This window comes from Amycolatopsis sp. NPDC004368 (assembly GCF_053602515.1).
In genome coordinates this window covers 126090-151027 of sequence record NZ_JBSGDT010000020.1, presented here as the reverse complement: position 1 = coordinate 151027, position 24938 = coordinate 126090, and the positions used below count along the sequence as shown (strand labels likewise).

The 24938-nt window shown below is 71.7% G+C and carries 23 protein-coding genes; 7 read left to right on the top strand and 16 right to left on the bottom strand.

Translation table 11 applies throughout. The features are described 5' to 3' along the window. Nucleotides 1-68 precede the first annotated feature (68 nt). Complete coding sequence (sigJ, locus tag ACWEOE_RS26120; protein WP_452013452.1) at nucleotides 69-956, bottom strand: RNA polymerase sigma factor SigJ; 888 nt, start codon at nucleotides 954-956, stop codon at nucleotides 69-71. Nucleotides 957-1193: 237 nt separating this feature from the next. Here sigJ and ACWEOE_RS26115 point away from each other — a divergent pair, with 237 nt between their 5' ends. Beyond that, the gene (locus tag ACWEOE_RS26115; RefSeq protein ID WP_452013479.1) at nucleotides 1194-1973 is read left to right on the top strand and encodes a lysozyme; all 780 of its coding nucleotides are present in this window, start codon (nucleotides 1194-1196) and stop codon (nucleotides 1971-1973) included. 48 nt (nucleotides 1974-2021) lie between these two features. Beyond that, nucleotides 2022-3104: a winged helix DNA-binding domain-containing protein gene (locus tag ACWEOE_RS26110; RefSeq protein WP_452013449.1), complete on the top strand. Its 1083-nt coding sequence runs from the start codon at nucleotides 2022-2024 to the stop codon at nucleotides 3102-3104. Between the two features lie 128 nt (nucleotides 3105-3232). On the opposite strand, the gene ACWEOE_RS26105 is transcribed toward ACWEOE_RS26110, so the two are convergent. The 3 genes from ACWEOE_RS26105 to ACWEOE_RS26095 form a co-directional block, all read right to left on the bottom strand. Beyond that, nucleotides 3233-4714 (bottom strand): metallophosphoesterase, encoded by a 1482-nt coding sequence (locus ACWEOE_RS26105; RefSeq protein ID WP_452013447.1) that lies wholly within the window; start codon nucleotides 4712-4714, stop codon nucleotides 3233-3235. 123 nt (nucleotides 4715-4837) lie between these two features. Then, the gene (locus ACWEOE_RS26100; RefSeq protein ID WP_452013444.1) at nucleotides 4838-6160 is read right to left on the bottom strand and encodes a dihydrolipoamide acetyltransferase family protein; all 1323 of its coding nucleotides are present in this window, start codon (nucleotides 6158-6160) and stop codon (nucleotides 4838-4840) included. A gap of 27 nt (nucleotides 6161-6187) precedes the next feature. Beyond that, entirely contained in the window at nucleotides 6188-8350 is a 2163-nt protein-coding gene (locus tag ACWEOE_RS26095; RefSeq protein WP_452013442.1) for an alpha-ketoacid dehydrogenase subunit alpha/beta, read from the bottom strand. Nucleotides 8351-8455: 105 nt separating this feature from the next. Here ACWEOE_RS26095 and ACWEOE_RS26090 point away from each other — a divergent pair, with 105 nt between their 5' ends. Further along, on the top strand, nucleotides 8456-8956 hold the full coding sequence (locus tag ACWEOE_RS26090) for a VOC family protein (protein WP_452013439.1): 501 nt from the start codon (nucleotides 8456-8458) through the stop codon (nucleotides 8954-8956). A gap of 44 nt (nucleotides 8957-9000) precedes the next feature. Then, on the top strand, nucleotides 9001-9666 hold the full coding sequence (locus ACWEOE_RS26085) for a GntR family transcriptional regulator (RefSeq protein ID WP_452013437.1): 666 nt from the start codon (nucleotides 9001-9003) through the stop codon (nucleotides 9664-9666). A 4-nt stretch (nucleotides 9667-9670) separates the two neighbouring features. Here the strand turns inward: ACWEOE_RS26085 and ACWEOE_RS26080 are convergent, their stop codons facing one another. Then, nucleotides 9671-9958, bottom strand: coding sequence for a hypothetical protein (locus tag ACWEOE_RS26080; protein ID WP_452013434.1), 288 nt, complete (start codon nucleotides 9956-9958; stop codon nucleotides 9671-9673). Between the two features lie 49 nt (nucleotides 9959-10007). On the opposite strand from ACWEOE_RS26080, the gene ACWEOE_RS26075 reads away from it, so the two are divergent. Next, entirely contained in the window at nucleotides 10008-10673 is a 666-nt protein-coding gene (locus tag ACWEOE_RS26075; RefSeq protein WP_452013431.1) for an ABC transporter permease, read from the top strand. 10 nt (nucleotides 10674-10683) lie between these two features. Here the strand turns inward: ACWEOE_RS26075 and ACWEOE_RS26070 are convergent, their stop codons facing one another. After that, nucleotides 10684-11193, bottom strand: a complete 510-nt coding sequence (locus ACWEOE_RS26070; RefSeq protein WP_452013429.1) for a CGNR zinc finger domain-containing protein — start codon at nucleotides 11191-11193, stop codon at nucleotides 10684-10686. A 120-nt stretch (nucleotides 11194-11313) separates the two neighbouring features. Here ACWEOE_RS26070 and ACWEOE_RS26065 point away from each other — a divergent pair, with 120 nt between their 5' ends. Together ACWEOE_RS26065 and ACWEOE_RS26060 are read left to right on the top strand one after the other, a co-directional pair. Beyond that, nucleotides 11314-13245: a Na+/H+ antiporter NhaA gene (locus ACWEOE_RS26065; protein ID WP_452013427.1), complete on the top strand. Its 1932-nt coding sequence runs from the start codon at nucleotides 11314-11316 to the stop codon at nucleotides 13243-13245. A gap of 303 nt (nucleotides 13246-13548) precedes the next feature. After that, entirely contained in the window at nucleotides 13549-14004 is a 456-nt protein-coding gene (locus ACWEOE_RS26060) for a DUF6010 family protein (RefSeq protein WP_452013424.1), read from the top strand. On the opposite strand, the gene ACWEOE_RS26055 is transcribed toward ACWEOE_RS26060, so the two are convergent. From ACWEOE_RS26055 to ACWEOE_RS26010, 10 genes are all read right to left on the bottom strand, one after another. Beyond that, on the bottom strand, nucleotides 13927-14157 hold the full coding sequence (locus tag ACWEOE_RS26055; RefSeq protein WP_452013422.1) for a hypothetical protein: 231 nt from the start codon (nucleotides 14155-14157) through the stop codon (nucleotides 13927-13929). The genes ACWEOE_RS26060 and ACWEOE_RS26055 overlap by 78 nt on opposite strands. A 72-nt stretch (nucleotides 14158-14229) precedes the next feature. Continuing rightward, the gene (locus ACWEOE_RS26050) at nucleotides 14230-15060 is read right to left on the bottom strand and encodes an HpcH/HpaI aldolase/citrate lyase family protein (RefSeq protein ID WP_452013419.1); all 831 of its coding nucleotides are present in this window, start codon (nucleotides 15058-15060) and stop codon (nucleotides 14230-14232) included. A 112-nt stretch (nucleotides 15061-15172) separates the two neighbouring features. Next, nucleotides 15173-16381: a CaiB/BaiF CoA transferase family protein gene (locus ACWEOE_RS26045; RefSeq protein ID WP_452013417.1), complete on the bottom strand. Its 1209-nt coding sequence runs from the start codon at nucleotides 16379-16381 to the stop codon at nucleotides 15173-15175. Further along, complete coding sequence (locus ACWEOE_RS26040) at nucleotides 16378-18309, bottom strand: SUMF1/EgtB/PvdO family nonheme iron enzyme (RefSeq protein ID WP_452013415.1); 1932 nt, start codon at nucleotides 18307-18309, stop codon at nucleotides 16378-16380. The genes ACWEOE_RS26045 and ACWEOE_RS26040 overlap by 4 nt, the downstream gene beginning before the upstream one ends. Further along, nucleotides 18306-19190: a ribokinase gene (locus tag ACWEOE_RS26035; RefSeq protein ID WP_452013413.1), complete on the bottom strand. Its 885-nt coding sequence runs from the start codon at nucleotides 19188-19190 to the stop codon at nucleotides 18306-18308. Before ACWEOE_RS26035 ends, ACWEOE_RS26040 begins: the two co-directional genes overlap by 4 nt. Further along, a complete protein-coding gene (locus tag ACWEOE_RS26030; RefSeq protein WP_452013411.1) occupies nucleotides 19187-20533 on the bottom strand; it encodes an ADP-ribosylglycohydrolase family protein in 1347 nt (448 codons plus the stop codon). Before ACWEOE_RS26030 ends, ACWEOE_RS26035 begins: the two co-directional genes overlap by 4 nt. Nucleotides 20534-20535: 2 nt before the next feature. Next, the gene (locus ACWEOE_RS26025) at nucleotides 20536-21711 is read right to left on the bottom strand and encodes an ADP-ribosylglycohydrolase family protein (RefSeq protein WP_452013409.1); all 1176 of its coding nucleotides are present in this window, start codon (nucleotides 21709-21711) and stop codon (nucleotides 20536-20538) included. Between the two features lie 36 nt (nucleotides 21712-21747). Further along, the gene (locus ACWEOE_RS26020; protein ID WP_452013407.1) at nucleotides 21748-23031 is read right to left on the bottom strand and encodes an ABC transporter substrate-binding protein; all 1284 of its coding nucleotides are present in this window, start codon (nucleotides 23029-23031) and stop codon (nucleotides 21748-21750) included. Nucleotides 23032-23087: 56 nt separating this feature from the next. Beyond that, nucleotides 23088-23915: a carbohydrate ABC transporter permease gene (locus ACWEOE_RS26015; protein ID WP_452013405.1), complete on the bottom strand. Its 828-nt coding sequence runs from the start codon at nucleotides 23913-23915 to the stop codon at nucleotides 23088-23090. A gap of 3 nt (nucleotides 23916-23918) precedes the next feature. Continuing rightward, nucleotides 23919-24890: a carbohydrate ABC transporter permease gene (locus ACWEOE_RS26010; RefSeq protein WP_452013403.1), complete on the bottom strand. Its 972-nt coding sequence runs from the start codon at nucleotides 24888-24890 to the stop codon at nucleotides 23919-23921. Nucleotides 24891-24938: the final 48 nt, after the last annotated feature.

Genomic DNA, 24938 nt, shown 5'->3' with positions numbered 1-24938 from the left:
AGAACCCCGTCGAGGATCCAGCGGCGGGCGGCAGTGAGCTGGGTCTGCACGTCGGCCCAGGGCACCGGTCAGCCCGTGGGCAGGGCGGCGGTGAGCTTGCCCGGGTTCAGCATCCACAGGATCTGGTCGATCCCGTCGTCCGTCGTGGTCAAGGTGAGCACGCCGAACACCGTGCCGTCGCGGGTGAGGACCGCGGACAGGGCGCCGTTGACGTGGGTGTAGACGATCTCCGCGCCCGTCCAGAAGAACGGCTGGTACGCGCGGATGACCTTCGCCAACGTGGCGCCGCCGTGGATGGCCGAGCGGGCGGCGCGGGCGACGCCGCCGCCGTCGGAGTAGCTGACCACGTCGGCGGCGAAGAGTTGTTCCAGCGCGGGCAGGTCGCCGGCTTGCGCGGCGGCCAGGAAGGCGTCGAGGAGTTTCTTGCGTTCGGCGTCGTCCACCGGCTTGCGCTTCTGCGCGGCCAGGTGCTTGCGGGCGCGGCTGACGTACTGGCGCGCCGTGACCTCGGTGGTCTGGATGATGTCGGCAATCTGCGCGTGCGGGTAGTCGAACGCTTCACGCAGCACGTACGCCGCACGCTCGGTCGGCGTGAGTTTCTCCAGCAGCATCAGCACGGCGACCTCCAGCGCGGCCGCGCGCTCGGCGCCCAGCTGCGGATCGGCGGTCGTGTCGACGGGCTCGGGCAGCCACGGCCCGATGTAGGTCTCGCGACGCGCGTACGCGGTGCGGGTGGCGTTGATGGCCAGGCGGGTGGTCGTCGTCGCGAGGTAGGCCGCCGGGTTCTCGACCACCGAGCGGTCGGCCTTCTGCCAGCGCAGCCACACCTCCTGCAGCACGTCCTCGGCGTCGGCCGCACTGCCCAGCATGCGGTAGGCGATGCCGAACAGCCGCGGGCGGACCTCGGCGAAGACCCGGGCCGCGTCGTCGAGAGTGGCGCTCCCGCTCTCTTCCATACTGCCCTTCCGCCGCCGGGGTGCGAGTGACGGGGCCAGCTTACTCCCGGCCGCCGCTGACTCCGTCTACAGTGGAGCCTTCCACGATCGAGTGACACAAGGCTCGCGAAGTGTCCACACCGCAGGCACGATGATCACGGACCTGCCCGTGACAGGATCGGAGCCGGAATGCGGACACAGCCGGGAAACGACCGTGGCGGCCGGTGGCGGAAGGGCCTCCTGATCGCCGCCGGGGCCATGCTGGCGGGACCACTGCTCACCGCGGCGCCTGCCCGGGCCGCCGACTACTCGCTGGCCGGGCAGAACTACGCCGGATCGCAGATCGCCGCCCACGAAGGGGTCCACGGCAGCCCTGACCTGGCCCGGGTCGACGTGGACCAGACGCTCGGCCACGACGTGAGCGGTCACCAGGGCGTGGTCGACTGGGCGGCCGCGAGCGGCGGCGGCGCGCGGTTCACCTATGTCAAGGCGACGGAGGGCACGGGATTCGTCAACCCCCAGTTCGGCGCCCAGTACGACGGCGCGCACGCCGCCGGCATCATCCGCGGCGCCTACCACTTCGCGCGCCCGGACGTGTCCGGCGGCGCCGAGCAGGCCGAGTACTTCCTCGCCCACGGCGGCGCCTGGCGCGGCGACGGCAAAACCCTGCCGGGCGCGCTCGACATCGAGTACAACCCCTACGGCGACGCCTGTTACGGCAAGAACGCCGCCGACATGACGAACTGGATCGCCGACTTCACCCGCACCTACCTCGCGAAAGCCGGGCGCAGCGCGCTGATCTACACGTCGACGTCGTGGTGGAAGCTCTGCACCGGCAACACCAACCGGTTCGGCGACACCGACCCGCTGTGGCTCGCGCGCTACGCCCCGCAGGTCGGCGAGCTGCCCGCGGGCTGGGACAAGCAGAGCATCTGGCAGTTCTCCCGCACCGGCGGCCTGCCGGGCGACCAGAACTACTACAACGGCCCGTTCAACCGCGTCCAGGCCCTGGCGAGCGGACCGGCCGCCGCGGCGTGAGGCGGCCGGCGGCCGGTTCCTGACCGCTATTGCTGCGACGCTGGCGGCATGACCACCCTGGACGCCCGCGCGCTCAACCGCGCGACGCTCGCCCGCCAGCTGCTGCTGGAGCGCGCCGACCTGCCCGCGCTCGACGCCGTCGCGCACCTGTGCGGCCTGCAAGCACAGGAGCCGCAGGAACCGTTCACCGGCCTGTGGTCGCGAGTGCGGGCGTTCGATCCGGCGGAGCTGTCGACGCGGCTCGTCGAGCGCCGGGTGGTCCGGACCCACCTCATGCGCCGCACCGTCCACCTCGTCACCGCGGACGACGCCCTCGCCTGGCGCACCCGCCACGACGCGATGCTGCGCCGGCGCGTCCTCGGCGTCTACCGGCGCGACCTGGCCGACGTCGACCTCACCGAACTCGCCGAGGCCGGCCACGCCGTGCTGGCCGACGGCGCGCCGCGGACGATGCCGGAGCTCGCCCAGGCCGTGGCGGACCGCTGGCCGGAGCCGCCGCCACGAGCGTTGGGCGAGATGCTGGTGGCCGCGCTCGTGCCCGTGGTGCAACTTCCGCCGCGCGGCGTCTGGCGGCAGCGGGCCGGTGCGCGCTACCTACCGTTGTCCGCCTGGCTGGGTCGCGAAATCCCGGCACAACCCGACGACGTCGTGGGCGCTTCGCTGGTCCGCCGCTATCTCGCGGCCTACGGCCCCGCCCTCACCGCCGACCTGCGCGCGTGGTCCGGCCTCGCCGGGCTGCCCGCCGCTGTCGCCGCCCTGCGGCCCGAACTCGTGTCCTTCCGCGACGAGAGCGGCCGCGAACTGCTCGACCTTCCCGGCGCCCCGCGCCCCACCCCGGACACCCCGGCGCCCGTTCGCTTCCTCCCCGCGTTCGACAACGCCCTCCTCGGCTACGCCGACCGCACCCGCATCGTCGACGACGCCCACCGCGCCCTGTCCGTCGCGGGCACCCGCGTGGCCCTCCTCGACGGCCGCGTCTCGGCGGCGTGGACCTTCGAAGCGGATACGGTGGTGGTGACGCCGCTGCGCTGCCTCAGCCGAACGGAACGGACTGCGGTCGGCACGGAGGGCGAGGCACTGGCGCGATTCCTGTCCGACGGCGAGCACGGCGGCGTCCGGATCGAAGGCTGATCGCCGGTGGCCCGGGGAAGGCGTGACCATGGTGCCGGGTCACCCGGCTTGACCGGCCGACCACCGTAACCATCCACACAGGACGGTGCCACCACCGAACCCTCCGGCAGTGGCACCCGTTCCCCGCGTCAGCGCCGCTTCAACCCCGTCAGATCACGTTTGACCACCGTGTTGCGGTCGGCCACCGTGTTGCCGAACGCGAACTGCGGCCAGTACCCCATGATCTCCTGCCGGCTGCGCTCACTCCACTCCCGCGCGAGCGCGCCGCGGGACTTGGAGAAGTTCAGCGCATAGCCGTGGGTGTGCAGGCGCAGGATCGAGAACCCGCCCGGGTACTCCTTGGCCGCGGCCACTTCCTGCAGCGTCACGCGCGGGGCCGTCGGGCTGGTCGAGCGGTGGTTGCGGTGGGTGTGGCCCGCGTGGTGCAGGAACACGCCCGGCGTCTGCGAGTACCAGTCGAGGATCTGGACGGCCTGCGTCGCCTCGACGGAGCTGCTCGGGGTGATCGGGAAGGCCGAGTTCTCCACCACGAGCGGGTGGTGGCCGAACACGAGCGTCGGCTGGTCGCGGTGCGTGCGCAGGTCCGTGTGGAACCAGTCGAGCTGCTCGGGCGACAGACCGCCGGCGTCACCGCCGTTGCCGGGCTTGTCGTAGGTGTCGAGGCCGACCACGTGCAGGCCCGACAGATCGCGCGAGAAATACGTGCGCTCGGTGTGGGGGAAGTACGCATCGTGGAAGCAGTCGTTGCCCTGCCACTGCCCGACGCGGCACGTCGAGTACGCGTCGCCGATGTGCACGCGGTCGTGGTTGCCGCGCGTGACGAAGTAGTCCTCCTGGTAGCGGCCGAAGCGCGAGAGCAGGTGCCCCGCGCGGCTGAGGTCCGTCGGCACGGCCTCGGCGGAGATGTCGCCCGCGGCGAGCAGGTAGCGCGGGTCGAAGCGCTTCACGTCCTGCACCAGCGATTCCAGCATCACCTCGGGGTACGGCGGCAAGCCGGGCACCTGCTCGATCCCGATGTACTGCGGCTGGCCGCCGACGAGCCCTGCCTGTGTCTCGCCCATGTGCAGGTCGTTGCACAGCACCATCGAGAACACGTGACTGCCCTCGGGCGGCTGCGGCGTCTTGAACTCGAACGGTCCCGTCGTGCCGAGGCCCCGGTTCGTCGTGCCCACGGCGTTGCCGGCGATGAGCGTGAACGCGGTGGGTGCGGCGAGCTTGCCGTGGGAACGGGCCTGGTAGTAGTACGTCTGGCCCGGCTCGAGGTCGTGCAGCTCGACGTAGTGGTACGGCGTGTGGCCGGAGATGTCGTGGGCGACGCGGTCGAGGCGGTTCGGGTTGGTGCCGTAGCGGACCTCGCCGTCGGCGGCGGCGGGTACCATGCGGCCGAGCCCGTCGTCGGTGCCGGCGTGGCCGGTGTACCACGTGATCACGGCGCGGTCTTCCGCGAGCGTCACGAGTTCGAGGTTGACCGGCGTGACCGTGCCGGAGCCGGAGGTGTCGGTGGCGGCCAGGGCGCGAGCGGGATCGAGCAGGGTCGCCGAACCCGCCGCGGCGGCGGCGTAAGCGGTCCAGCGCAACATGTCCCGGCGGGTGAAATCGCAAGCAGGCATGTGCAGCAAGCTAAAGCCGGTCGTTGAACGGAACCTCGCGCGCGGGCGAAGCCGAAGTGGCGACACCCGGAACCTGCCGCCGGTTCCGCCCGCCGGAACACCGTGCGGGCGGAACCGGACGAGTCAGGCGAGCAGCCGCAGGGGCTTTTCGAGAGCGTCGACGAGCGCCGCGAGCCACTGCGCCGCCAGCGCTCCGTCGATCGCGCGGTGGTCGACGGCCAGTGTCAGCGCCAGCTGCGTCGCCACGGTCAGCTCGCCGTCGACGACGACCGCACCGGGTTTTCCGGCGCCCACCGCGAGGATCGACGATTGCGGCGGGTTGATGATCGCCGTGAAGTCGTCGACGCCGAACATCCCGAGGTTGCTCACCGAGATCGAGCCGCCTTCGAGGTCGTGCTGCTTGAGCTTGCCCTCGTCGGCCTGGCGCGCGAACGCCTTGATCTGACCCGAAATCCCGCTCGGCGCCAGCTTTTCGACCCCGCGCACGACCGGGGTGACGAGACCCCGCTCGGACGCGATCGCGACGCCCACGTCGACCGAGTCGTACTTGCGCAGCGCGTCTTCGGTCCAGGTCACGTTGGCGTCGGGCACTTCGGTGTGCGCGACGGCCACGGCCCGGATGATCAGGTCGTTGACCGAGATCCGCGCCGGTGACACCGCGTTGAGTTCCTTGCGCAACGCCAGCAACGCGTCGATCCGCGCGGTGCGCCGCACGGTGAAGTGCGGCACGGTCTGCTTGCTCATCGTCAGCCGGCTCGCGATCGCGCGGCGGATACGTGAGTGCACGACCTCGGTGAACGACGCGCCGGCCGCCGGTTCCCGACGTGCCGGCGCGGCCGCCGATTCGGCCTGCGGTGCCGGTTTCGAGGGCTGCGCAACGGAGTGCGCGGCCGGTTGCGCCGCCGGTTGCGCCGCCGCTCGTGCCACTCGGGTGATCGCGGCCTCGACGTCCTTGCGCACGATCCGCCCGTTCGGCCCGGTCCCGGTGACCTCGTCGAGTCCCAGGCCGGCTTCCTTCAACAGCTTGCGCGCCAGCGGACTCGCGAAGATCCGCGCACCGGAACCATTCGACGCGGCCGGAGCCGGACTCTGCGCCGCGCCACTCGGCACAGACTCGGGAGCAGCAGCTTCCACCACCTGGCCGATTCCGGTCCCGGTGTGCGAAGCCGGCTCGCCCAGCTCCGCGAGCAGCCCGCTCACGTCCTCCCCCGCGACACCCAGCACGGCGATCGGCGTACCGACCTCCACCGTGGTGCCGCGTTCCACCAGTTGCCGCAGCACGGTCGCGCCGGCTTCGGCCTCGACCTCCACGGCCGCCTTGTCCGTCTCCAGCACGGCCAGTGCCGTGCCGGCGTCGAACGCCTCGTTCTCGGGCACCAGCCAGTCACTCAGCACGGCCTCGGTCGAGCCCGTGGCGACCTCGGGCACCCGCAACAGCGTTGCCATCGTCGGAAACTCCTCGCTGCCAGTGCGTCAGTCGGAAAGGCGCCGCAGCGCCGCGGTCACTTCCTCGGTCCGCGCGATCGCCGCGCGTTCGAGGACCTTGCTGATGCTGGGCGACGCCTCGCCGCCGGTGACGCGCTCGATCGGCGCGTCGAGCCAGTCGAACAGCCGCCGCTGGATCTCGTCGGCGAGCCGGCCGCCGTAGGAGGTGCCGATCGCGCCCTGTTCCACGATCAGCACGCGGTTCGTCTTGCGGACACTGGCTTCGATCGTGTCCCAGTCGAGGCTCGCGCGGTCGAGCCAGCGCAGGTCGATGAGGTCGGCGCTCACGCCGGTCTCGTCGAGGGCTTCGAGGCAGTGCCCGACCATGGACAGGTAGCTGATCACGGTGAGGTCGTCGCCGGTGCGGCGCACCGCGGCCTTCCCGACCGGGATGCGGTAGTCGAAGTCGTCGACCGGCGCGGTGCCGGTGGTGGCGTAGAGGTCCACGTGTTCGAGGACGACCACCGGGTCGTCGCAGGCCAGCGCGGTGTTCAGCAGGCCGACGTAGTCGAACGGGTTCGACGGCGCCACCACCCGCAGCCCGGGCGCCGTGGTGAGAACGCCGGCCGGGTCCATCGAGTGCTGGGAGCCGTAGCCGGTGCCCGCGGCGAGCTTGCTGCGCAGCACGAACGGCACGCTGCCGCTGCCGCCGAACATGTGCCGCGCCTTGGCGACCTGGTTGAACAGCTGGTCGGCGGCGACCCACATGAAGTCGGCGTACATGAACTCGACGATCGGGCGCGTCCGGCCGTCGATGGCCATGCCGCCGGCCAGGCCGGTGAACGCGTTCTCGCTGATCGGCGTGCCGAGCACGCGCTCGGGCGCGGTCTCGATGGCCCGGCGGGTGGCACCGTTGGTGCCGCCCTTGAGCCGGTCGACGTCCTCGCCGAGCACGACCACGCGCTCGTCGGTCTCCAGACGACGGGCGATCACGTCGCTGACGGCGTCGATGAAACGCCGGTCCTTGAGCGTGCCGCTGAACGTGTCGGCTTCCTCGTAGCGGCTGCCGTCCAGTTCGGACAGATCACCGCGCACACCGACGTCGACGAACGCGGGGTCGGGCCACGCGGAGTCCTTGATGCGGGGCTTGCCGTCGGCGCCGTCTTCGAGGAAGCTGTCGCCGATCTCGCGCAGCGTGCGGGTGATCTCCTCGTCGAACGCCTTGAGCCGGTCGTCGTCCACGAGCCCGCGGCGCAGGACGTGGCCGCGCAGCAGGTCGATCGGGTCGCGGTCGCGCCAGGACTTCTCCTCTTCCTTCGTGCGGTAGCCGAAGGCGCTGCCCGGGTAGGGCCCGTTCTGGTGGAAGTAGCGGTAGACCTCGGCCTCGACGATCGTCGGGCCGTTACCCGCGCGCATGTGGTCCACGGCCTCGCTCATCGCCAGGTGCACGGCGAGTGGATCCATTCCGTCCACCTGCCAGCTCGGGATGTGGAACCCGAGGCCCCGCGCGGAAAGCCGCGGTTCGGCCGTGGCCGTGCCCACCGGCGTGGACACCGCGTACTGGTTGTTCTCGATGAAGAAGCAGACGGGCAGCTGCCAAGCGGCGGCGAGGTTGAACGTCTCCAGCACCGAGCCGATGTTCACGGCGCCGTCGCCGAAGTAGGTGACGCTGACGGCGTCGGTGCCGGTGTGGCGCTGGTTCCAGGCGAAGCCCGCGGCCTGCGGCACACCGCCGCCGACGATGGCGTTGGTGCCCATCGCGCCGGCCTCGCGCCACTGCAGGTGCATCGACCCGCCGCGTCCGCTGCCGAATCCCTCGGCCAGGCCGCAGATCTCGGCGAGGGTGCGGCGCAGCACGGTGCGCACGTCGTCGTCGAGCGCCGGCAGCCCGCCGGCCTGCGTGGCGACGTGGCCGAACGCCTTGGCGAGGAACTGGTGGTGGCCGCGGTGCGAGCCGTTCACGAAGTCGTCGCTGCGCAGCGGCGAGATCGAGCCGACGGCACCGCCCTCCTGGCCGATGCTCGAGTGCGCCGGGCCGTGCACGAGACCTTGGCCCGCGAGCTCCAGCACGTACTCCTCGAACGACCGGATCCACTGCGCCCGGCCGAGCAGGCGCAGCAACAGGTCGGGGTCGGCTCGGTCCCAGTCCTCCGGCGTGGTGCCCAGGCGGATCCAGGGCGCGCCGGCGACCAGTGACTCGTGAGTGGCCATCAGGGCTCCTCATCTTCGAATGGATCCATTGCTAAAGTCTTGACGGAGACTATGCCGTCAAGTAGCTATGAAAAGCAAGTGAATGGATCCATTGGAGGTGTGCTCATGCCGCTCCCCGGAGTGACGGGCGTCGACCACTTCGGCCTCACGGTGCCGGACCTCGACCAGGCCCACGAGTTCTTCACCGACGTCCTGGGCTGCGAGTACCTGTACCGGCTGGGGCCCTACCAGCACGACGACAGCTGGATGAGCGAGCACCTCGGCGTCGACGACAAGGCCGTGATGCGGCGCCTGCACTTCTACCGGCTCGGCGGGCAGGCGATCTTCGAGGTGTTCCAGTACGAGGCGCCGGACCAGGCGACGGTGCCGCCGCGCAACTCCGATGTCGGCGGCCACCACATCGCGCTCTACACCGACGACCTCGACGCCGCCGTCGCCGACCTGCACCGGCGCGGCCTGCGCGTGCTCGGCGAGCCGACCACCAGCAGCGGTGCGAGCGAGGGGCAGCGCTGGGTGTACTTCCTGTCACCGTGGGGTCTGCAGTGTGAGCTAGTGTCCTATCCGAACGGCAAGGCGTTCGACCACGACCCGAAGGCGTTCGACTGAGCCCTGCCCCACCGTCCGGTGGCGTCCGATCGAGAGGAACCGGTGTGGCCGTACCCGCGGGCGTGGCGAGCCAGCGCGTCGCCGACGAACTGCGCGAGCGCATCCTCGACGGCCGCCTCGCCCCGGGCACGCGCATCATCCAGGACGAGCTGGCCGAGGAGCTGCGCACCAGCCGCCTGCCGGTGCGCGAGGCCCTGCGCATCCTCGAGTCCCGTGGCCTCGTGACCCTGCGCGCCAACTCCGGCGCGTGGGTCGCGTCCATGGACGTGCGCGAGTGCGAGCTCACCTACAAGATGCGCGAACGCCTCGAACCCTTGCTCCTGGCCGAATCCGCACCACGACTGTCCGATGAGGACATCGACGAGCTCGAGGCGATCGAGGACCGTATCGAGCAGACCACCGACGTCGAGGAGTTCCTCGTGCTCGACCGGCGGCTGCACTGGACCGTCTACCGCCACCACGACGCCCACGACCTCGCCGCCATCCTCAACCGCCTGTGGGACACCACGCAGCACTACCGCCGCGCGTTCATCCGCCTCGCCGGCGAACGCCGCAACTGGATCATCCGCGCGGAGCACCGCTTGCTCATCGAGGCCCTGCGCCAGCGCGACCACACCTCGGCCGAGCGGATCCTGGAGCTGCACATCCGCCGGACGAGGGTGGAGCTGGTGAAACACCCGGAGGTCTTCGCGGTGCCCGCGCCGTCGTGACCGGCTACGCGAAAACCTCCCGGGCGTAGTCGCCGAGCGAGCGGGGCGCGTGTCCGGTGAGCCGTTCGACGTGGTCGGTCACGCCGTCGAAGACATCGGCCCGGACGAGGGCGAACAAGTGCATCATGTGCTCGACCCAGGCGGCCGGGCGGCCCGACCGCGCGAAGTGGGCGCGGTGCTGGTCGAGGTCGGCGTCGACGTGGCGGATGGGCCACCCCGACGCTTGCGCCAGAGCCGCGGCGACCTCGCCGAAGGGCAGCAACTGCTGCGCGGCGCGACCGGGGGAAGCCACGGCGCCGTCGCGGTTCCTCAATGAACGCGGGCTTTCCCTCGGCGGCACGGTGACGGTGGAGCTGGGCGGAAATCGCACGCGGGTGACGTTCGTCGGGGTCACGCTGACCAACAACGCCGACACGATCTACGCCGACTGGTCCACGCTCGACCTGCTCGCACCGGGCGCCCGCGCGGATTCCTACGACGTGCAGCTGGGCCCTGGCACCTCGCGCGAGGCCCTCGTGGCCGCGGCGAAGGCGCAGGATCCCGGGCTGGACGCCGCTCCCCCGCGCGACGGAACGTCTTCCCAGGCGGTGGTGCTGGTGAGCAGTGCGTCGATCCTCACGCTGGTGCTGGCGATCGTCGCGGCGCTCGGGGTGTTCAACACCGTGGCGCTCAACGCCCACGAACGCCGCCGCGACCTCGGGATGCTCAAGGCGATCGGGATGACCCCGCGGCAGGTGACGGTCATGATGATCACGTCCACGGCCGCGCTCGGCGTGGCCGGTGGGCTGATCGGGCTGCCGCTCGGCTTCTTCGTGCACCGGCTGGTGGGGCCGGCCATGCTGCGCGCGGCGCAGTCGGACGTGTTCGGGTTCGTGATCGACGTCTACCGCGCGCCGACGCTGGTGCTGCTCGGGCGGGCCGGGATCGCGATCGCGGTGCTCGGCGCGGTGATCCCGGCGGGCAGGGCGGCGCGGCTGCCGATAGCTTCGGTGCTGCACAACGAGTGAAGCCGCCCGTTCAGTCCACTTCGGACTGTTGCACGCGGAGGTAGTGCCGGCGAGCCTTCAACCGGTTGCCGCACGCGGACATCGAGCACCAGCGGGCGGTGTTGGCCCGGCTGTGGTCGACGAGGAACCGCCGGCACTCCGGGTTCGCGCACGCGCGCAGCCGGCCGGACTCGCCGAGCGCGGCCCAGGTGAGGACCACGCGCGCGGCCGTTTCGCGGCCGGGCGGGGCGTGCAGTGTCCAGTCGATGCCGTTTTCGCCGAGGTTCGCGTGGTAACCGACGCCTTCGACGAAGCGGGCGACCGCGGCCGGCCGGGCGTGCCCGCGGACGACGTCCTGCAGGATCGGGCGGAGGTCCAGGAGGGTGCGCCGCTCCTGCTCGGTCGCCGGTTGACCGTGGGCGGTGAGCCATTGCAGGGCGGGTTCGGTGGCGGCGAGGTCGTCGTGGGTCGTGCCGTCGAGCGCGGTGGTGTTGAGCAGATTCAGGACGAGCGTCTCGTCGTCCTCCGTCGTGGTGTCCACCCTGCCCAACCTTTCCAATCCTGCCTAACTCTTACAACCCCTCTTGACAGGTTAGTTATACCATGTTTCAGTTCTAACTACCAGCAGCCACTTGAGGGGTTAGAAGTGACCGTGACACAGATGCACCCAGCACCCGAGCCGAGCGCTCTCCCCATGTCGATGTCCGGGCCGTCGTCGAGTGCCTTGCGCACCTTCCTGCGCACGGAGTCCGGCAGCGCGCGCGTGCTCGTCGCGGCGATCGCGGTGGCCCTGGCCTGGGCGAACCTGGCACCCGGCGCGTACGACGCGGTGTGGAGCTGGGTGCTCAGCGTGCGGATCGGGCCGCTGGGGGTGGCGCTGCCGGTGCGCGACTGGGTCAACAGCGGCCTGATGACGTTGTTCTTCCTGGTGGCGGGACTGGAGGCGCGGCGCGAGTTCGACCTCGGCGACCTGCGTGACCGTCGGCGTCTGGTCCTGCCCGCCGTCGCCGGGCTGGCCGGCATGGCGGTGCCGGTGCTGATCTTCCTCGCGCTCAACGGCGGCGGGCCCGGCGCGCACGGCTGGGGTGCGGCGATGTCCACCGACACCGCGCTGGCGCTGGGGGTGTTCACCGTGGTCGGGCGGGGTGCGCCGGAGCGGATCCGCACGTTCGTGCTCACGGTGTTCGTGGTCGACGACATCGTGGCGCTCGTGGTGATCGCGCTGGCCTACAGCGGCCACGTGGATCTGATGGCAGTCGGGATCGCGGCGGGCGCGTACGCCGGGGTGCTGGCGAGCCGGCGGCTCGACTACCGCTACCGCAAGCCGGTGTTCACCGTGCTGGCCCTCACGGTCTGGGGCGCGCTGCTGACCAGCGGGATCGACCCGGTCGTGGCCGGGCTGGCGGTGGGGCTGGCCACGTCGGCGTACGTGCCGAAGCGCGATTCGCTGGAGGAGGCGACCACGCTGGTGCGGCTGTTCCGCGAGCAGCCGACCGCGGAGACGGCCAGCTCGGCGAGCAGGAGCCTGAGCGCGACGCTGTCGGCCAACGCCCGGCTGCGGCACGCGTTCCACCGCGTCACGAGCTACGCGGTCGTGCCGCTGTTCGCGCTGGCCAACGCCGGCATCAGCGTGAACACCGAGGTGCTCGCGGCGGCCGTCACGGCGCCGATCACCGTCGGCATCTTCCTGGCATACGTGGTGGGGAAGCCGATCGCGGTGTTCGGCACGTCGTGGCTGCTGACGAGGGTGAGCGGCGGTGCGCTGCGGCCGCAGGTCGGCTGGGCGGGCGTGCTGAGCGGCGGCGCGATGGCGGGCGTCGGGTTCACCGTGTCACTCCTGATCGCCGACCTGGCGTTCACCGGCCGGGAGCTCGAGGAGGCGAAGCTCGGCGTGCTGGCCGCCGCGGCGGGTGCGACGCTGCTGACGTTCGTGGTGCAGAAGGCCACCGCGGCGCTGCCGGAAGCCGTCCGAACCCGCGCGCTCCTGGGCGATGCCCCGGCGCTGACCGACCTGGTCGGCCCCGTGGACCTGACCCGCGACCACGTCCGCGGCCCGGAGGACGCCACCGTGACCGTGGTCGAATACGGCGACTTCGAATGCCCCTGGACCGGCATGGCGGCCCCGACCGCCCGCGAGCTGCTGGCGGAGAACCGCGACATCCGCTACGTCTGGCGCCACCTCCCCCTGCACGACATCCACCCCCACGCCCAGCTGGCCGCGGAAGCCGCCGAGGCGGCCGGCGCGCAGGGCGCCTTCTGGCCCATGCACGACCTGCTGCTCACCAACCAGAGCGACCTCCACTTCGACGCCCTGGTCTCCTACGCCCACCAGCTCCAGCTCGACGTCCCCCGCTTCCGCGAGGACCTCCTCCACCGCCGCTTCGCCTCCCACGTCGAGCGCGACGTCGAGTCCGCCGACCTGAGCGGCGTGGCGGGCACCCCGACCTTCTTCGTCAACGACCAACGCCACGACGGGCCCCCGGACCTCGCCACGCTCACGACGGTGATCACCGGCGCCCGCGACCGCGTGGCCGCCTTCGCCCAGCGCACCACGACATCCCTCGACGACGACCCCGCGGTGGCCGCGGCGTAGGGACCGTCCACAGACCACAATCCATTCAGGACAACCCGGAGGAAGCCATGTCCCCCACCACCACCCGTCCCGACGCCTCCACCGCCGGCGGTCTCACCCCGGCTCTCCCCCTGATCCCTTCCCTCTACATCACCCGCCGAGGCACCCGGCTGCCGATCTGGCCACGGCGTCGCCGGGCCGTCTCGCCGAAACCCCGCTGATCCCGCCGGACGGCAGCGAATTCCCGCCACCTGGCGAAAACCCGCGGAGGTCTGGCGCGAAGGCCCATCGCCTGCACCCCACGGCGTTCCTACCGTGGCGGACATGACCGAAGTCCTGCTCCCGATCCTCATCGGCGTCGGGTACGTGCTGCTCTCGTCCCTCATCCCCGAGCCCAACCGGCAGCGGATCAACGCGTTGATGGTCGCCGGAGCCGGGGCGGCCTACCTGTCCGGCGGCGGGCTCGGGGCGGGGGAGGTCGTGTTCTGCGCCGTGATGACCGTGGTGGCGTGGCGGGGGCTGGATTCGTGGACGTTCATCGGGATCGGGTGGCTGTTGCACACCGCGTGGGACGTCGTACACCACCTGAAGGGGGCGCCGATCCTGCCGTTCGCGGCGGATTCGTCGTTCGGGTGCGCGTGGTGCGACCCGGTGATCGCGGTGTGGGCGTTCGCGGGTGGGCGGAGTCCGTGGAAACGGCGGTCAGTCGCTGCGGCCGCGGAGGGTGAGGACGACGCGAAGCACGTGTTCGACCGCCGCGGGGAAGACCGCGGCGCGTAGTTCGCCGCGGGTGGCGAGGTTCTGGGCGGCGAAGTCGAGCATGAGGTCGGGGCCGAGGCGGCGGACGACGAGCGCCGCGATCTCCTCCAGGTCGAGGTCGGGATTGTCCAGGCGCCGCAGTGCGAACTCGACGACGAGTTCTTCGTCGGTCATGGGCCCTCCCTTCGAAATCCGACACACGGTCGTGTCCCAGAGTAGTCGAAACAGGACCGCCGCCGCCTGTGTTCAGGATCGCTCGGCCAGCGCCAGCACGGTGCGGGCGCGCTCGACCATCGCGACGTCGAGGAACGTGCCGTCGGCCAGGGCGATCGCGCCGACGCCGGCCGCGGTGGCGTCGGCGACGCGGGCGACGACCTCGGTAGCCCGCGCCACCTCCTCGGCGCTCGGCAGGAACGCGGCGCGGATCGTGGCGAGCTGCACCGGGTGGATCGCCGTGCGGCCGCGGAAGCCGAGCGCGCGCCCGGCACGGCACGAAGCGGCCAGGCCGTCGAGGTCGCGCACGTGGGTGTACGCGGACATCGCGGGCGGCACCAGGCGCGCCGCCCGCGCCGCGACGATCACGCGGCTGCGCGGCCACGTGAGGCCGGCTTCGTCGTCGATTCCCAGGTCCGACCGCAGGTCCGCCTCGCCGAGACCGATCGACGCGATCTGCGGCGAAGCGGTCGCGATCTGCAACGCGTGCTCCACCCCCAGCGCCGACTCGATCAGCGCGTGCAGCTCCCGCCCGGGCAACACGGCCGCGAGCGCCAGCACCTCCTCGGCCGACTCGACCTTCGGCATGCGCGCCCCGACCGGCAGCGGCAGCCCAGCGAGCGCCGCGACGTCGTCGGCGTGCCACGGCGTGCTCGGGTGGTTGATCCGCACCTGCACCCGCCGCTGCACGGGCAGACCCGCCAGCAGCTCGACGACGTTCGCCCGCGCCGCAGCCTTGTGCGCGGGCGCCACGGCGTCCTCCAGGTCGACCAGCACCACGTCGGCCTCCGACGCAAGCGCCTTCTCCACGCGGTCGGGCCGATCGGCGGGTGCGTACAGGAACGTCAGCGCGGGAGCGCTCACACCGCACCCCCCTCACGCAACTCGGCGATCCGCTCGGCCGAGCACCCCAACCCCTTCTCCACGCGGTCAGCTCGGTCGGCCGGCGCACGCAACAACGCCAACGCAGGCACGCTCACACCGCACCCCCCTCACGCAACTCGGCGATCCGCTCGGCCGAGAATCCCAGCTCCTTCAACACGGCGTCGGTGTCGGCGCCGTGTGCGCGGCCGGTGAAGCCGATCACGCCGTCGTTGTCCGAGAGCCGGAACAGCGGGCCCTGCATGAGCATCGGGCCGAGCTCCGGGTCGTCGATCTCGTGGATCGTGCCGAGCGCGCGGAACTGCGGGTCCTCGACGATGTCTTCGGCCGAGTAGATCGGCGCGACCGCCGCCTGGGCCTGCTCGAACGCGGCGACGACCTCGTCGCGCGTGCGCGCCGCGATCCAGCCGCCCACGGCCTCGTCGAGTTCGTCGGCGTGCTGCGCGCGGTCGGCGCCGCGCGCGAACCACGGCTGTTCGGTGAGGTCGGGCCGGCCGACCAGGCGCAGTACGCGCTCGGCCACCGACTGCGCCGAGGTGGACACGGCGACCCACTGCCCGTCGGACGTCTGGTACGTGTTGCGCGGCGCGTTGTTGATCGACCGGTTGCCGGTGCGCGGCTGCACGGTGCCCAGCTGGTCCCAGCGGGTGATCTGCGGGCCGAGCATGGCGAGGATCGGCTCGATGATCGCCGTGTCCACGACCTGCCCGCGCCCGCTGGTCGCGCGGGCGGCGAGCGCGACCATGATCGCGTACGCCGTGGCCAGGGAAGCGACGCCGTCGGCCAGGCCGAACGGTGGCAGCGTCGGCGGGCCGTCCGGCTCACCCGTCGTGGCGGCGAACCCGCTCATCGCCTCGGCGAGGGTGCCGAAGCCGGGTCGCGAGCGGTACGGGCCGAACTGGCCGAACCCGGTCACCCGCGCCAGCACGAGCTTCGGGTTGCGGGCCGAAAGCACGTCGTAGCCGAGGTTCCAGCGCTCCAACGTGCCCGGGCGGAAGTTCTCGATCACCACGTCGGCCTCGGCGGCCAGCGCGAGGAACACCTCACGCCCGCCTTCGCTGCCCAGGTCGGCGGTGACGGTGCGCTTGTTGCGCCCGAGCGTTTTCCACCACAGGTTCACGCCGTCCTTCGCCACCCCGTGCGAACGCGACGGGTCGGGCCGGCTCGGGTGTTCGACCTTCACCACGTCGGCACCCATGTCGCCCAGGTGCATCGCGGCCATCGGCCCGGCGAACAGCGTCGACGCGTCCACCACCCGCAGCCCGGCCAGTGCGCCGCCGGCGGGGTCCCGGGATGTCGTCATGCCGTCACGTCCCAGGCGCACCGGAAGCCGACCGTCGCGGCGCGCGCGAGGCCCAGACCGGGCAGCAGCAGCTTCACGCTCACGTCCGGCGCGTGCCGGCCACCCTCGACGTACCACTCGGAGCCCTCGGCGCGGAAGTCGCTGCCGCCCTTGAGCATCACGAAGCGGGTGCGCCCGTCGGAGTGCTCGCTCTCCGTCCAGTTCCACACAGCGGGCTCGCCGCGGCGCAGGCCACCGGTCTCCCCCGCCAGCTGCCACTCGTCCTCGGTGGGCAGCCGACCGCCGCGCCAAGCGCAGTACGCCCGGGCGTCCTCGAGGTCCACATAGGTCACCGGTGCATCGGACTCGTTACTGTGCAACAGGAACCGGTGCGGCTGCGTGGGCCGGTAGCCGGTGGCGGCGACGAACTCCGCGAACTGCGCCTGCGTCACCTCCGTGGCGGCCACGGCGACGGTGTTGGCGAGCTCACCCTCGCGCTGCAGGGTGCGGGCGTCGTGCAACCGCGGCGGGAGAGGCTTCCACTCGTCGACGTAGGGCGCGCCCTGGTACATCCCGGTTTCGCGGGCCTGGTAGCGCACGGTCAGCACGTACGGGCCGGCCGGCACCTTCACCGCGTCCGAGTCGGGGGCACCGGAAGTCCGTTGTGGACTCACCCGCGCGGCGATCCGGTGCGGGAAACGGGAGTCGGCGTCGTGCGGTGCTTCCTTCAGTGCGTCGAGCAGGCTCGGCAGCCACGCTGGTTCGGGCGCACCCTCCGCCAGCCGCAGCACCGCGCCGATGCCCCGCGCGGGCACGCCGCCGAGCAGATCCCGGCCCGCCACCGACGGGCCGCGGTAGTCCGTGTCCCCGCGGTTGACGAGTGTCCACAGTGTCACGCCGTCGAGCGCCCAGCTCGACGCGTAGACCCCGGCGGCATCGGCCTCGGGTGCCAGCTCGGCGAGCGGGGTCCACTCCCCCTTCAGCAGGACCTCGGCCGCCGCGCGCTGCACGGTCACCATGCGCCGCACGGTCGCGGCGTCGCGGGCGGACCAACCGACCCACACGCCGAACACGACCTCCCACACCATCACGCCGGCGCCGTTGAGCCACGCCGACTGCAGCTCCTCGGAGTGGTCGCGGTGCCAGCGGCGCACGTGGTGCTGCATGTGGCGCCGCTCGTACCAGTGCGCGCGCAGCACGCCGGGCACGGGCGAGTCGGCGAAGAACTGGGCCCAGGACGCCGTGTGGTCGGCGATGCGCTCAACCGGCAGCTTCGACTCGCCCTCGAGCACGATGCCGGGCCGCGCGGCTTCGAGCCGTTCGACGAAGCCCGGTTCGGCTTTTTTGAGCGTGTCGAGGAAAACGCCGTCGGCTTCGAAGTCCGCGACGAGGGCGGCGAGCTCGGTCAGGTCGTCGGCGCCGCGGCGGGTGCCGACGTCCCACGGGTTGTAGTCCACGAACACGTGCAGGCCGGCGTCGTGCAGCGCGGCGATGAGCTCGGTCAGTCCGGGGACGTCGCGGTAGAAGTCCCACTGGTTGCGGTCGTCGAGGCCGATCACGGGGTAGGCGTGCCAGAGCACCACGGCGTCGAGGCCGCCGAAGCGTTCGCGGGCGTCGGCGAGGAAGCGGTCGGGGGTGAACTTGCCGTCGGCGAACGAGTACAGCAGCTCGTCCCACAGCCAGACCTGCGCGACGGTGTGGCAGCGAGCCGCCCACGCGGCCCCGGGCCGGTCGTAGGCCTCGCCCGTGTAGCCGTGGCGCCGACGGGAGTCCTCGCGCCAGCGCCGCAGGTTTTCGCGCCACGCCGGCCGGTCGGCGGGGTCGCTCGGCGCGGCGAAGATCTTGGCTTCGTCGAGCGCGACGAGCTGCTCCTCGGTGAGCGGGGTCAGGGGTACCTCGGCCGGCCGGTCGATCGGGCGCGGCACGAGGGGGTCGAACGGGGTGGTCATCGCACCTTTTCTCCGGCCGCGAGTGCTGCGACCTCTTCAGCGGTGGGAACGGCGGCCTGCGCACCGGGCCGCGTGACGGCGAGCGCACCGGCCACGCACGCGACACGCGCGGCCTCGGCGAGCGCTCGCCCTTGGGCGAGGCCCGCGGCGAGCACTCCGCAGAACGTGTCGCCGGCTCCGGTGGTGTCCACTGTGGTCACCCGGATCCCGGGCACGCGCACGGTTTCCCGGCCGCGTTCGGCGACGAGACAACCGTCGCCGCCGAGCGTGACCACGACGGCCGGCACGCGGCCGAGCAGGGTTTCGAGGCCACCGAGGTCGGCGGCTTCGTGCTCGTTGACCACGAGCACGTCGAGCGCGGCCCAGACGTCGGCCGGCAGCTCCCGCGAAGGCGCGGCGTTGAGCACGAACAGTGCCCCCGGCCTGCGCGCGGCCGCGGCTGCGCGCACCACCGAGAGCGGGATCTCCAGCTGCGCCAGCACGACGTCGGCCACCGCGATCCGCGCGGCTTCCACCTCACCGATCCGCACGCGCTCATTGGCTCCCGGCGCGACGACGATCGCGTTCTCGCCGTCGGGCGACACGGTGATGAACGCCGTGCCCGTGGCCGCCTTCGTCCGCGCGACGAGGTCCGTTCGCACGCCGGCGCCACCCAGTGACAGCAGGAGCAGGTCCGCGGCCTCGTCCTCGCCGAGGGCACCCACGAACGTCGTGTGCGCTCCCCCGGCCAGCGCGGCCCCCACGGCCTGGTTCGCGCCCTTGCCGCCGGGGCTGCGCCGCAACCGCCCACCGAGAACCGTCTCCCCGGCCCGCGGCGGCCGCGGCGCGTCGACGACCAGGTCGACATTCGCCGACCCGACCACCACCACGGTCCCGGTCACGCCGCACGCTCCCCACCCGCAAGCGCCACCGTCCGCGCCGCCAGATCCGCGATCCGCTGCTCGCCGCCCGGCAACGACGTCGCGATCCGGCCGTCCAACGGTGAAACCCACTGCGCGCCGATCCCCGGCACGCCGAGCAGCGCACCGACCACCCCGCCGACCGTGGCGGCCGCGGAGTCGGTGTCCCAGCCCGCCGTGACGGCGATCGAGACGCTGGGGCCGAAGTCGCCGGCGCCCTTGGCCAGGGCGTAGGCGATCACGGCGGCGTTGCCGAGCACGTGGACCCAGTGCAGGTCGCCGTAGGCGGCGTGCAGGCGGTCCAGGCCGGTGCGCACGTCGCCCTCCGAGGCCGCCGAGCGGCCGAGCGCGATCGCCTCCGCGAGGCGGCTGCCGGGGGGAACCACCGCGAACGCGGCGTCGAGCACGTCGTCGACCGTGTCGCACACCATCGCGGCCGAGGCGAGGGCCGCGGCCCACATCGCGCCGTAGATGCCGTTGCGCGTGTGGCTCAGCCGCGCGTCGGTCCACGCCAACCGGGCCGCGGCGCGCACGTCGCCCGGCGAGACCCAGCCGAACACGTCCGTGCGGATCAGCGCGCCGATCCACTCGCGGAACGGGTTGAGGTGCGTGGCGGTCTCGGGTACCGGACGCGCGTCGAGGATGTTGCGGTAGGCCGCCCGCTCGGCCGTGAACACCCGCCCGGCCGGGAGGTTGTCCAGCCACAGCTGCGCGACGTCGTCCGTGGTGAACGCAAAACCGCGGGTTTCGAGCAACGTCAGGGCGAGCATCGGGTAGTTGAGGTCGTCGTCCTCGGGCATGCCGTGGATGTTCTCCTCGAGCGACGTCGGCGCCGAGCGCTTGTTCCACGGCCAGCGCGCGGCGACCTCGGCCGGCAGCCCGACCGCGGTGAACCACGTCTCGAGCGGCCAGCGCCCGGTGGCCCGCAGGATCTCCTCGATGCCCTCACGCGGGATCTTCTCCACCGGCTTGCCGAGCAGACAGCCGGCGGCCCGCCCGGTCCACGCGCCGAGCACCCGCCCGCCGCGCAGGCCGCGCGGCAGGTCCGGCGCGGCCGGCAGGAGCGCCTCGATGGCGGCCCAGTCGTCCGGCTCGGCGGGAGCCGCCGCGGCCGGGACCGCGGCGAGCTCCCCGAGCAACGTGCGGGCCAGCTCCCGCAGGGTGGGTGGCGCCGGGTTCGGCCCGGCGCCGCTCACGGCGGGAACCGGGTCGCCGCCCGCCGCCACCCAGCGCTCGCGCACGCCCGCGGTTTCGCGACCCTCCACAGCGGACTGCACGAGCTCGTGCGCGAGCAGGTCCTCGGGCTGGGCCCAGGTCAGCCTCACGCTCAGGCCTCCGAAACGAGTGCCGACAGGGTCTCGTCGAGCGCCTTGAGCCGGGCCTGCGCCCGCTCGCGGTCGGCCCGCATGATGTCCGCCGCGGCCGAGGCCAGCAGCCGGCCGGTCGCCGCGATGTCCATCTTGCTGGCCTCGCTGATCGGGTCGAGCCACTCGGCGGGCACCACGTCGGTGCCGCCGAGCGCCGCGCAGATCGCCCCGGCCATGGCGGCGATCGAGTCCGCGTCGCGGCCGTAGTTCACGGCCGCGAGCACGGCACCGCGGAAGTCGCCGCGGTGCGCGAGCACGAAGGCCAGCGCCGCGGGCAGCTCCTCGATCGACTTGGTGCGCGATGGGCGCCGCGCGTCCATCGACATCTGCCGGTACTCCGGGCCGACCGAGTCGAACGGCGCCACGACCTCCCGCACCCGGCGGGCCAGCGCACGCTCTTCCTCGTCGGTCTTCGGCGCGGCAGCCGTCGCGCCGAAGGCGGCCACGACCGCGCGAAGCGCTTCCGCGGTGCCGTCGTGCGCGAGCTCCAGCGCCGCCGTGGTGACGTCGTCGAGCGTCGCGCCCGGGGCCGCCGCGGCCGCGATCACGGCCGCCAGCACGCCGGCCGCCTCGCGTCCGTAGCTGGCCTGGTGCGCGCCGGTGAGGTCGATCGCCTCGGCGTAGGCGCCGCGAGGGTCGCCGGCATTGACCACGCCGACCGGTGCGATGTACATCGCCGCGCCGCAGTTGACGACGTTGCCCACACCCGCTTCACGCGGGTCCACGTGTCCGTAGTGCAGCCGCGCCACGATCCACTTCTCGGCCAGGAACACCCGCTGCAGCAGCAAAGCCGTGGATTCGAGCTCCGGCACCCACCGCGGCTCGCCGATCATCAGCGGCACGAGGTCCTCGGCCATCGCGAACGCGTCGAGGTGGTCGCGGCGCTTCGCGTAGACCTCCACCAGCGCCTGCGTCATGAGGGTGTCGTCGGTGATGTGCCCGTCGCCCTTGTGGTACGGCGCGATGGGACGCGCGTCGCGCCAGTTCGGGTACCAGGGCCCGACGATGCCGGTCACTCGGCCGCCGTGGCGCTGCTCGATCTGCTCAGGGGTCCACCCTTCGACCGCACCGCCGAGGGCGTCGCCCACGGCCGAGCCGGTGATCACCGCGACCGCCCGGTCTTCCAGCCAGGTCAAGAGAATCCGCTCCAGTCCGTACTTCAGTTGGTGACTTCAGTTGGTGGTGACGCTCTTCCAGCCGTTCTGCAGCTGGGTGGCGAGACCTCCTGCGTCGATCTTCTGTCCGAGGAACTGCTGGTACGCCGGCGTGGCGATGGTGTCCTTCCACTGCGGGTACTTGCTCGCGAACAGGTACGGCGCCGAGGTGAGGTACTGGCCCGAGGCGAGGATCTGGTCCCAGCCGGTCTTCCCGGCGAGCTTCGTGGCAAGCGCCTGGCGAGCCGAGTTCGTGGGCGGGATCAGCGCGTCGGCCTCGTTCATCGCGGCCAGGTTGTCGGTGTTGGTGAAGTAGTCGATGAACTCGGCCGCTTCCTTGACGTGCTTGGAGTCCTTGTTCACCGACAGCGTCTGCGGGCTGGCGGCCTGCGCGGGACCGGCCGGGCCGGCGAGCGGGGGCAGCACGACCCAGTCGAAGCCCTTCGGCGCGTCCTTCGCGATGTTCGCGGCCTGGTACGAACCCTGCACGGTCATCGCGATCTGGCCGGCGTAGAACGGCGCGAGCGCCTTGGAACCCGACTGCGTGAGCGTGACGGGCAGGATCGACTTGTCCTGGTACGCCATCTCGTCCACGAGCTTCGGCAGCGCCTGCTCGCCTTCGCCCACCGTCAGGTTCGCCTGGTCACCGGTGCCCTGGAAGTACTTGCCACCGAAGGCCGGGGCCAGCGCGACGAACGCGGCGGTCGGGCTCGAGAGCCCCCAGCCGAGGCCGTACTTGCCGCCCTTCGTCGTGGCCTTCGAGATCTGGCGCAGCTGGTCCCAGGTCATCGTCTTGCCGGTCGGCACGGTCACGCCGGCCTGCTGCAGCAGCTTCTTGTTCGCGAAGACCACATAGGACTGCACCTCGGTCGGGTACGCGACGACCTTGCCGTCGAACGTCACCGAGTCCAGCACGCCCTTCTGGAAGTCGGCGCGCTTGTCCTGCGACAGGTACGGCGTGAGGTCGGCGAGGTAGTCGTCCTCGGCGAACGGCTCGATGCCGGCCGCCTCGTAGTGCACGACGTCCGGCGCGGTGCCCGCGTTGAACTGGGTGATCAGCTTGTCGTAGACGCTGTCCCAGCCGGCCTGCACGATCTTGACCTGGACGTCCTTGTGGGAGGAGTTCCAGGCGCCCACGATCTTCTGCGTCTCGGCGATCGCCGCGGGCTGGTCGGACAAGGACTGGAACGTGAGGGTCACGGGACCGCTCGCGTCGTCGCTGCCACTGCCGCTGCCACACGCGGCGACGAGCAGGGCGGTGACCATCAGGCTGGCGGCCGCCAGCACGCGTCGTGTCTTCATCGACCGACCTTTCGGGGATTTCTGTTGGGGGACTTGGGGTGTTCGAGCGGCGCGGGTCATCCCTTCACCGCTCCGGCCATGAGCCCGCCGGTGAGCTTCCTCCGCAGGATGCTGAAGAAGACGATGCTGGGGATCGCGGCCAGCACGGCCCCGGCGGCGAGCGGCCCGAGGGCGGTCTTGCCCTCGCCGCCCACGAACATGTTCAAGGTGATGGGCAGCGTGTAGTTCTCGGGTGACTGCAACAACACCAGGGCGAAGAAGAACTCGTTCCACGACGACACGAAGCTGAACATCGCCGTCGCCACCACACCGGGCATCAGCAGCGGGAAGACGATCGTGCGCAGCACGGTGAACCGGCCGGCGCCGTCCATCGCGCCCGCTTCTTCGAGCTCCGCGGGAATCGCGGCCACGTAACCCTGCAGCATCCACAACGCGAACGGCAACATGTACGTGGTGTGCACGAGCGTGAGCCCGACGAGGTTGTCGGCCAGCCCGAGCGTGCGCAGGATCAGGAACAGCGGCAGGATGATCAGCACCACCGGGAAGACCTGGCTCACCAGGATCCAGCCGACGCCCGCGATGCGGACCTTCCCCTTCAGCCGGGCCAGCACGTAGGACGCCGGCACCGAGATGATGATCGACAGCACCGTCGAGGCCAGCGCCACGAGCAGGCTGTTCCACGCCGAGTGCAGAAGTCCTTGGCGCGTCAGGGCTTCGCTGTAGTTCTCCCAGTGCCACTCGTGCGGCAGGATGCTCACGGTGAGCGAGTTGAGCTCACCCGAGGACTTCACCGACGCCGAGATCAGCCACAGCAGCGGGAAACCGAGGAACAGGATGTACAACGCCAGGGCCACGTACTGGGCCGGGCGAGCGAGTGAACGCATGGCTCAGCGCCCCTTTTCCGCGCGGTCCTCGGTGCGGAACTGCGACCGCAGGTACACGGCGAGGATCAGCACCACCACGATCACGACGACGAGTCCCATCGCCGCGGCGTAGCCGATCTCGCGGTTCTTGAAGGCTTCCAGGTAGATGAACAGCACCGGCACCATCGTCTTGCCGCCCGGCCCACCGGCGGTGAGCACGTAGACCAGCGAGAACGAGTTGAAGTTCCAGATGAAGTTCAGCGAGGTGATCGACGTGACGATCGGCCGCATCGCCGGCCACGTCACGGCCGTGAACTTCCGCCACGCGCCGGCGCCGTCGACCGCCGCGGCCTCCAGCAGCTCGCCGGGGATCTGCTGCAGCCCGGCCAGGAGCGTCACCGTGGTCTGCGGCATCCCGACCCACACGCCGACGACGATCACCGCCGGCAGCGCCGTGGAGAAGTCGCCGAGCCAGTTGATGTCGCTGGGCAGGCCCACCGACCCGAGGAACGCGTTGAGCGGACCGCCGTTGGCCGAGTAGATCATCTGCCACATGATCGCCACGACCACGGGCGGCATCGCCCACGGCACGAGCGCCAGCACGCGGGTCAGGCCTTGCAGCTTCAGGCCGGAGTTGAGCAGCAGCGCCAAACCCATCGCCGCCGCGAGCTGCAACAGCGTCACGCCGACGGTCCAGATCATGCCGATCCGCAGCGAGTCCCAGAACAACGCGTTGCCGCCGAGGCGCGCGAAGTTGTCCAGCCCCGCGAAGCCGTAATCCGGGTGGCGCACGAGGCGTGCGTTCGTGAAGGCGAGGAACACGCCGACCACGAGCGGTGCCACGCTCAGCACCAGGATCGGGATCAACGACGGCAGCACCAGCGCGATCGCCTCACGCCGGCGCGTGCGGGCCATGGGCTTCACGCGCTTGGCCGAGCGCGGCGCCGGGGGCCGCGCGGTGCCGCGGGCCGGCTCGGTCAGCGACGGGCTGGTCATCGGTCACCTCGCTCGGCACCGGCCGGTGCCGGGTCCACCCGGCCGGAG